Source organism: Nostoc cf. edaphicum LEGE 07299, from assembly GCF_015207245.1.
Lineage (GTDB): Bacteria > Cyanobacteriota > Cyanobacteriia > Cyanobacteriales > Nostocaceae > Nostoc > Nostoc edaphicum_B.
In genome coordinates, this window is the sequence record NZ_JADEXF010000921.1 from 1 (window position 1) to 2764 (window position 2764).

Here is a 2764-nt window from a genome sequence, read left to right on the forward strand (position 1 = left end):
CTTGTGGAACTCCTCTTAGATATCTCCCGTTATGAAGCCCGCAGCGCCTGTTTAATGTGCGATCGCCTGAATTGGGAAAAGATTTTAATTAAAGTAGTTAGTCAGATAAAAGCAACATCTACAAGTGAGTTAGCCTTCGTTTGTAAAACTTCTCAATTGCTGCCACCTGTCTATGGTGATGAATTAGAAATTCAAAGGGTTTTACAAAACTTACTTGATAACGCTGTGCGGGTAAGTAAGCCTAACGGGGAAATTCTGATTGAGATAACGCCTGATGGAGAAGAGCAAGTGCGGGTTTCGGTGCGCGATTACGGTTCAGGAATTGCACCGCAAGCTCAGGAAAAGCTGTTCCACCGGTTTATTCAAGGACGAGGGCATCGTGGAAGAAGTGGGCTTGGTCTGTACCTATGTCGTCAAATTATTGAGGCTCACGGAGGAAACATTGGTGTCGAAAGTTCTCTTGGAGAGGGAAGTACTTTCTGGTTTACTCTCCCAAGTGCCATAAATCAAGTTGATTGCAACGATGAACAGAATACAACCAGATGTAGCAAGAATGATACCTAATATTGATAAAGAGAAAACTGTGCGGGTTCTATTAGTTGACGATCACGCTTTAATCCGCCGAGGGATGAAAGGGCAATTTAGCCTAGAACCTGGTTTTAGTATAGTTGGAGAGGCATTAGACGGTGGAGAGGCTGTTGAATTAGCTAGTCAACTCCAACCAGATGTAGTTTTAATGGATATCGATCTACCAGTCATGGATGGGATTACAGCCACCCAGCACATAAAAAGTAACTGTTTGACTACTTGTGTTTTAGCCTTAAGTGCCTTCGACGACGATATCCAGGTCATGGGGATGCTTGCAGCTGGTGCTGATGGTTACTGTCTTAAAACCATTGAATGGGAACAGCTCATCGCCGTCATTCAATTGATACTTCAAGGTGGTGCTTATTTAGATCCTCTAATCGCTCAAAAAGTTGCTCGGATGCTTAGGTCAACCGCTGTCGTTCCCGATGCTCCTGTATCTCAGGTAGTAGCGCAACCTATTCTCAGTAATCGCGAACGCGAGATTCTTAAACTTATTGCACAAGGACGCTCAAACCAGCAGATTGCAAACCAACTTTACCTCTCACTTGGAACCGTCAAGTCGTATGTACGTATGGTTCTCAACAAACTTAGCGTTGATGATCGCGTTCAAGCAGCAGCTTTAGCCGTACGCCAAGGATTGATTTAAGTTTATAGGAATTTATGTAAATAGTCAGATAATTCTGTCAAAGTGGTAGCCAGTGGTGAAATGTTATTCACGAGTTGTTCTGACCACAGAATATAAGGCTGAAGTAATTGATCCTGGAATTGCTCAGGTATGGGTAGACATAGCACCAATACATGAGGTTCAAACAAAGCGATCTCTTCCGGCGTGGGAATACAATAATATGGAAAAACTTCTGCATTTTGTTTTAGGCAATGACTGCTGACGCGCTGCACGGTCATGACGTTGCTACCAACAACCATAATTCGGTGTCTTTTCATAGTCTTTTCATCTGTTTAGACTTATCTGCAAATGGGAAATGCCTACTAGAAAATGGTTTTAGCGATCGTCAGCGTTGAATGGACGTAACAATAAGGCTTTAGGTGGATAAGTTGAGCTAAATCATCAGTTAAGAGCGGAAAGTATAGAAAGAATAAAGATTTATTTTTTCCCAGGCAGGCTCAAATCATTAACAGATAAAAAGCATAAGCAATTAAATTGCAATCTGACAAGTCCACAGACTGCCATTATTACCTAACTATAGAAATGACGAGAGAAACAAAACTTCTCACTCGCTACTTGAAATATTTTCACTTAAGATATCATCTGTTCAACACCAATTATACGTGTCAATAATTGTTTGTGATCTTAATTTCTGTAGTTATCAAAATCTCTGATTTTTTTGGTTTTTTATCTAGTGTAGTCAGTCAATCGGCGTTGAAAAAACAAGCTATGTGAAGAAATGTAAATTCACCAAATAGCTTATAAATTGGTTATTGTACGGTTTTTAAAAAATTAAACATACGTTTGTTTGATCGTGTCTAACTATCTTATTATGAAATTTAGACTATCTGTACGCTACAGCCAAACGGATAGTTAGCTGGATAATTTTATTCCTCATTAGGATACTGTATAAAAAATAATTTAAGTAGCCATCAGATAGTAGTTTATATCGGTATTTGCGTACGAAAGTATACGTAGGGTTCACTAGATTTTTACTCAATCTTGTGAATAAACTCTCAATTCGGATCAAATATTTCATGGTACTTACACATTAAAAAGTTAAGTATCTCAAAAGCCCTGACAGATCAAAGATTTCAGTTTTGTTGCAGGCAATGCTCACTTACCAGCAACGTTAATTCTTTGTGTCCATTAATGTATAACACTGTCAGTAAATTTCCGGTGAGCAGAAATATGGGCAATGCTCTGAATTCTACTATTTTGCAACTCCAGATGGCGAGCATTAAATTATATGGCAGACCGAGTTAGTTTTTTAGATACTGATTTTGATCGTATGCCTTTATACGAAGCAATTGAACTCTTACTGGTGCAGTTGCTGAAGCGGCAGGGTGGTCGCGTGTATTATGCTAACGCCCACACGATGGTAACTGCTGCCAAAAACCCAGCATTAGCAAAGGCGTTAGAGCAGAGTGATTTTTTGTTGGCAGATGGGAGCGGAGTTCGTTGGGGTAGCGCTTTATTGGGTACACCATTGGTGCATAATCTCAATGGCAC

At 40.0% G+C, this 2764-nt stretch carries 4 protein-coding genes; 3 read left to right on the top strand and 1 reads right to left on the bottom strand.

The features are described from left to right. The coding region (locus IQ229_RS22600) for a sensor histidine kinase (protein ID WP_194047599.1) at positions 1-564 on the top strand (564 nt) is incomplete at its 5' end. Then, positions 554-1234 (top strand): response regulator, encoded by a 681-nt coding sequence (locus tag IQ229_RS22605; protein ID WP_194047601.1) that lies wholly within the window; start codon positions 554-556, stop codon positions 1232-1234. The genes IQ229_RS22600 and IQ229_RS22605, both read left to right, overlap by 11 nt. A gap of 2 nt (positions 1235-1236) precedes the next feature. Here the strand turns inward: IQ229_RS22605 and IQ229_RS22610 are convergent, their stop codons facing one another. After that, positions 1237-1530 carry a hypothetical protein gene (locus tag IQ229_RS22610; protein ID WP_228013659.1) on the bottom strand — a complete coding sequence of 98 codons (294 nt, stop codon included), beginning with the start codon at positions 1528-1530 and terminating at the stop codon, positions 1237-1239. Positions 1531-2501: 971 nt separating this feature from the next. Between IQ229_RS22610 and IQ229_RS22615 the strand changes: the two genes are divergently transcribed. Further along, on the top strand, positions 2502-2764 hold a 263-nt coding region (locus tag IQ229_RS22615; protein ID WP_409339957.1), incomplete at its 3' end, for a WecB/TagA/CpsF family glycosyltransferase.

What these genes read in the sequence shown, in the direction of transcription:
- IQ229_RS22605 (WP_194047601.1), top strand. Translation starts at nt 554, where the DNA reads ATGATACCTAATATTGATAAAGAGAAAACTGTGCGGGTTCTATTAGTT.
- IQ229_RS22610 (WP_228013659.1), bottom strand. Translation starts at nt 1,530, where the DNA reads ATGAAAAGACACCGAATTATGGTTGTTGGTAGCAACGTCATGACCGTG.